Origin of the sequence: Pseudomonas sp. OA65, from assembly GCF_017498305.1 — a bacterium.
GTDB lineage: Bacteria > Pseudomonadota > Gammaproteobacteria > Pseudomonadales > Pseudomonadaceae > Aquipseudomonas > Aquipseudomonas zanjanensis.
In genome coordinates, this window is sequence record NZ_JAGDEZ010000086.1 from 1 (window position 1) to 5,489 (window position 5,489).

6 protein-coding genes are annotated in these 5,489 nt (G+C 59.2%); 2 read left to right on the plus strand and 4 right to left on the minus strand.

The features are described 5' to 3' along the window. A partial coding sequence (locus J3361_RS29135; RefSeq protein WP_279382105.1) for a carbon starvation CstA family protein occupies window positions 1–286 on the minus strand: 286 nt, incomplete at its 3' end. Between the two features lie 158 nt (window positions 287–444). On the opposite strand from J3361_RS29135, the gene J3361_RS29140 reads away from it, so the two are divergent. Beyond that, window positions 445–801 (plus strand): PilZ domain-containing protein, encoded by a 357-nt coding sequence (locus J3361_RS29140; protein WP_207967439.1) that lies wholly within the window; start codon window positions 445–447, stop codon window positions 799–801. Between the two features lie 170 nt (window positions 802–971). Here J3361_RS29140 and radA read toward each other — a convergent pair whose 3' ends face one another. The 3 genes from radA to katB form a co-directional block, all read right to left on the minus strand. Continuing rightward, window positions 972–2,339, minus strand: a complete 1,368-nt coding sequence (gene radA / locus J3361_RS29145) for a DNA repair protein RadA (RefSeq protein ID WP_030140305.1) — start codon at window positions 2,337–2,339, stop codon at window positions 972–974. Between the two features lie 42 nt (window positions 2,340–2,381). Further along, window positions 2,382–2,930: an ankyrin repeat domain-containing protein gene (locus J3361_RS29150; protein ID WP_207967441.1), complete on the minus strand. Its 549-nt coding sequence runs from the start codon at window positions 2,928–2,930 to the stop codon at window positions 2,382–2,384. Between the two features lie 152 nt (window positions 2,931–3,082). Continuing rightward, on the minus strand, window positions 3,083–4,624 hold the full coding sequence (katB, locus tag J3361_RS29155) for a catalase KatB (RefSeq protein WP_207967440.1): 1,542 nt from the start codon (window positions 4,622–4,624) through the stop codon (window positions 3,083–3,085). A 281-nt stretch (window positions 4,625–4,905) separates the two neighbouring features. Here katB and mscL point away from each other — a divergent pair, with 281 nt between their 5' ends. Then, complete coding sequence (gene mscL, locus J3361_RS29160; RefSeq protein WP_003205779.1) at window positions 4,906–5,319, plus strand: large-conductance mechanosensitive channel protein MscL; 414 nt, start codon at window positions 4,906–4,908, stop codon at window positions 5,317–5,319. The last annotated feature ends 170 nt before the right edge of the window (window positions 5,320–5,489 follow it).

Genomic DNA, 5,489 nt, shown 5'->3' on the forward strand with positions numbered 1-5,489 from the left:
AGTGGTGGCCGAAGAGAATGTGTTTGTTGGTCGGGACGTAGTCCAGGCCATCGTTGTTGAGCACGGCAGGCGTGGCCCGGCGCGCGTCGAGTTGCATCACGTTGTTGGCGATGAAGAGGCTGTAGTAACGGTAGGCGACCAGGTAGATGGCCACGGCGGCGACGACGATCCAGAGGGCGTTGATCGCCTCACCTCGACGCAATGCCACGACACCCAGGGCGCACGCCCCCAGGACGGCCAGCAGTAGCCAGGGTAGATGGCGTAGCAGGCTATTATTGTTTTTCATTTTTATATTCCAGCCAGGGTGGACAAGAAAGATAGCCAATGGAGTTTAGCGCTAACCCAGGCAAAGGCCATACCCGACATTCGTCTGCCTGTTGCCGAACGGTGACGATGCTCTCCCAGTTCGGTCTATAGTCAGTGAATCTTTAGAGGGAATGCGTAATGAGCGAACGTCGCCGCTTCGTACGAGTTGACTTCCATGCCAGGACCGAGCTGAGCCAGGGGCCGTTTATCTGGCCGGTAGAGTTACTGGATTTGTCCCTCAAGGGCATGCTGATCACAAAACCCGAACCCTGGCTTGGCGATCCCGACCAACCCTTCATGGCCGATATCCATTTGAGCCCTGACGCAGAGATCAAAATGGAAGTTCGGTTGGCCCATGATGACCATGGTCACCTGGGCTTCGTCTGCGAACATATCGACCTGGCTTCCATCGCACATTTACGCCGATTGATAGAGCTGAACCTGGGCGACCCTAAGGAGCTGGAGCGGGAATTAGCGGCGTTGATCCAGATTTGACAGCACCGAATCCCCTGTGGCGAGGGAGCTTGCTCCCGCTGGGCTGCGTAGCGGCCCCAAAAGCAGCGACTCCACCAACCTGACACACCGCGATGCCTATTTGAGGGGCTGCTGCGCACCCCAGCGGGAGCAAGCTCCCTCGCCACAGAAACCTGCGCCAGCCTCCTGAATTATTCGAACAACGCATCCAACGCCTGCTCCAAACGGGTCACGGCAATGATCTGCAACCCCGCCGGCGCTTCCTTCGGCGCGTTCCCCTTGGGCACGATGGCGCGTTTGAAGCCGTGCTTGGCCGCTTCCTTGAGCCGCTCCTGCCCGCTGGGCACCGGTCGCACTTCCCCCGACAGCCCCACTTCACCAAACACCAACAGATCGTGGGGCAGCGGCCGGTTGCGCAGGCTGGACATGACCGCCGCCATCAACGCGAGGTCGGATGCGGTCTCCAGTACCTTGACCCCACCCACGACATTGAGGAACACGTCCTGGTCATGTGTCGGGATCCCACCGTGTCGATGCAACACCGCCAGCAGCATGGCCAGCCGGTTCTGATCCAGGCCCAGGGTGACCCGTCGTGGGTTCGCCAAGTGACTGTCGTCCACCAGCGCCTGCACCTCGACCAGCATCGGCCGGGTCCCTTCCCACGTTGCCATGACCACGCTACCGGGGACTTCTTCCTGGGCACGTGTCAGAAAGATCGCCGACGGGTTCGAGACCTCTTTCAGGCCCCTGTCGGTCATGCCGAACACACCCAGTTCGTTGACCGCGCCAAAGCGATTCTTCACCGCCCGTAGCAAACGCAGGCGCCCATCGGATTCGCCTTCAAAATACAACACGGTGTCGACCATGTGCTCCAGCACGCGCGGCCCCGCCAGCGCACCTTCCTTGGTGACGTGGCCCACCAGGAAAATCGCCGTGCCGCTCTGCTTGGCGTAGCGCACCAGCAACGCCGCGCTTTCACGCACTTGGGACACGCCGCCCGGGGCCGACTGCAGTTGTTCGGTGAAAATGGTCTGGATTGAGTCGATCACCATCACCTTGGGCTTTTCCAGGCGCGCCGTGGCAATGATGGTTTCGATGCAGGTCTCGGTCATGACCCGCAACTGGTCCTGGGGCAAGCCCAGGCGCCGGGCGCGCATGGCGACCTGCTGCTGGGACTCTTCGCCCGTGACGTACAACGCCGGCATGCGCGTGGCGAGGTTGCACAAGGTTTGCAACAGGATGGTGGATTTACCGATGCCCGGATCGCCACCGATCAGCACCACCGAACCGTCCACCAGACCGCCGCCCAGCACCCGGTCCAATTCACCGGACGCGGTGGAAAAACGCGGGATTTCTTCAACGCTGACTTCGGCCAGGGTCTTGATCTGCGCCTGTTGGCCAGCCCAGCCCGTGCGCCCGGTAGGGGCCGCCGCGCCGCCGCTTTCCACCATGGTTTCGGTCAGGGTGTTCCAGGCTCCGCATTCACTGCATTGTCCGGCCCACTTGGGGAAGGTCGAGCCGCATTCGGTGCAGCCGTACATGCGCTTTGCCTTGGCCATCTGAACTCCGGGGTAAAACCGCGATGATAGCCCAGCCAAGGATTATTGCGGGGCCGGCATTCTGATTTCACCCTTCGCCAGACCCGCCGCGGTATTGCCCAACGGATCCCTGGCCTCCAGGTCGGCGCCCTTGGCCTTCAAGGCATCGAGCAACTCGCCCCGCTTGAACAGGCCGGCATACATCGCCGCAGTCTGCCCCGCGCCATTGCGTTGGTCCGGACTGCAATCGGTGGACAATAGACGACGCGCAATCTGCACTTCGCCTTTAAAAATGGCGCCCATCAGTGCAGTGTTGCCACGCTTATCCTGGGCACAGGCATCGGCCCCCGCGGCCAGCAACCGCTCCACCGCCGCACCGTGGCCGTGATAAGCCGCCAGAATCAGCGCGGTGTAGCCCTTCTCGTCCCGGGTATTGAGCGAATAATCGGCCTCGATGAAGGTCTCGAGCATCGGCACGTCACCGCGGCGAGCGGCGTCGAAATAATAGTTTTGCAACTGTTCCTGAACCGCCGCCGGCTCAGTGGGTATTGGCTGATCGGCCAGTACACTCACTGACCAGACCGCAAGCATCGATAACAACAACTTACCCATCATGACCTCTCCTCTGGCGTATGACTGTGGGGGGCATGTTGTGGGAGCAAGGCTTGCCCGCGATGCAGACAACTCGGTCTGGTTTCAGACCCCAGCGCCTGTATCGCGAGCAAGCTTTGCTCCCACAGGTCATGCACCTGCCTGGTCGTGGATCAGTCAGTCAGTTTTTCCGCCAGCGCCTTGACCCGAGCCAGGTCGCCTTTGGCAACACGGGCCACGCCAGTGCCGTACTCAGGGTCAGCCTTGTAGAGGAACGACAGAATGATGTGCTTGCTCTCGTCATCGGTGGTCGCCAGCGAGCCACCGAAGCTTTCGATCAAGTCATCACGCTCTTTCTTGCTGAACGAACGATACAGATCACCGGCCTGCTTGAAGTTCTGCTCACGCTGGATCTTCGCCTGCTGAGTGCTGCCGCTCAGCGCGGCCTGGCTGTAGCGGGCCGCTTGCGGTTCTTCACGCGGCGTCAGGCGGCTCGGCTGGTAATTCACACCGGTGCTGGTGCTGCCCGGGTTCATCGCGCCGTCCTGGTTACCGTTGTTCACCGCCACCTTGGGCGCGTTGATCGGCAATTGCAGGGCATTGGCGCCTATCCGATACATCTGCGTGTCAGCGTAGGAAAACACCCGGCCCTGGAGCAAACGGTCCTCGGAAGGTTCGATACCCGGTACAAGATTGGCCGGCGCCATGGCCACCTGCTCGGTTTCCTGGAAGACATTCGCCGGATTGCGGTTCAAGACCATTTGCCCGACCTTGCGCTCAGCCACACCTGGCCAGATCTTGGTCGCGTCCAGTGGGTCGAAGTCAAACTTGGCAAGGTCCTGTGGGTTCAGTACCTGGACGTACAAATCCCACTTCGGGAAGTCGCCCTTATTAATATGAGTCACCAGATCATTGGTCATATGGCTGTAATCTTGACCCTGAACTTTCACAACTTCTTTCGGATCGAGATTTTTCAAGCCCTGCAAACTTTTCCAATGAAACTTCACGTAATGAACTTCACCCTTGGCGTTAACCAATTTATAGGCATGTACACCATTACCGTCCATTTCGCGGTAACTGGCAGGTGTACCGGCGTTGGAATACAACTCGGTCAGGGTGCGGGTCGATTCTGGAACATGGGAGAAGAAATCGAAACGGCGTGAGTCATCGTCCAGGTTGGTCCGCGGGTCGGGTTTAAAAGCATGGACCATGTCTGGAAACTTGATGGCATCACGAATGAAAAAAGTCGGGAAGTTGTTGCCCACCAAGTCCCAGTTACCGTCGGCAGTGTAGAACTTCGTGGCGAAGCCACGGGGGTCGCGCAAGGTTTCCGGTGAATGATTACCGTGCACCACGGCTGAAAACCGCACGAACACCGGGGTCACCTGGCCTGCGGCAAAGACCTTGGCCTTGGTCAAGTCGCTGAGGTCGTCCGACACCGTGAAGGTGCCGTGGGCGCCGGTGCCGCGGGCATGCACCACGCGCTCAGGGATGCGTTCACGGTCGAAGCGTTGGAGCTTCTGGATCAACTGCACGTCTTGCAGCAGGGTCGGACCGTTGGGACCTGCCGTTTGCGAATTCTGGTTATCGCCGACCGCCGCACCGTTGTCCCGGGTCAGGGTGGCCGCATTGACAGACAAGGATAGAAGGCTTGCGGTCAGCACAAAAAAAGCGCGGCGATGGGAATAAGCCCCGTGGCCAAGGGAAGTGTTCATAGCATGTTCCTCTGATGTTATAGAGCGCATCCATGTGCGCCATGCAGAGGCTAGTGCCGGAAAAAGGAAAACCTAAATAGAAATGCCGTACCGTGCCGATAGAAAAAACGTTGTGGGGGACGATGCTGAAAGCGCGTATCACGCGCGATTGGTGGCACTTTGAAAACTTTTCACCCAGGTCTGGGTCGATAACTGAAGCTTTGTAAGCAAGCGTTTCGAGCAGGACCCGTTGTGCTGACTTACACTGCCACTCATCTTTCATCTGTCACAAGGAATAACTCATGGGCGTGCTAAGCGAGTTCAAGGCCTTCGCGGTCAAAGGCAATGTCGTCGACATGGCCGTCGGGATCATCATCGGTGCCGCTTTTGGCAAAATCGTTTCGTCCTTCGTTGGCGACGTGGTCATGCCGCCGATTGGCCTGTTGATCGGTGGCGTGGACTTCAGTGACCTGGCCATTACCCTCAAGGCCGCCCAGGGTGATGCGCCTGCCGTGGTATTGGCCTACGGCAAATTCATCCAGAGCACCATCGACTTCATCATCGTCGCGTTCGCCATCTTCATGGGCGTCAAGGCCATCAACCGCCTTAAGCGTGAAGAAGCCGTGGCTCCCAGCGCCCCGCCGGTCCCGACCAAGGAAGAGCTGTTGCTGAGTGAAATTCGCGACCTGCTCAAGGCCCAGAACGAGCGGCCCTGAGTCCTCGGCTATTAAAGATGGGTGTTGCTGGTTTCCATAGGAGCTGTGGCGAGGGAGCCCCCGCCGCGTCTTCGACGCTGCGCTGTCGCGCAGCAAACAATTATTCGGCCTAAGATAGGAGGTGCGCGCAGGACAGAGGCCGTAGTTATCACTGGCGTGTTCGCACCCGA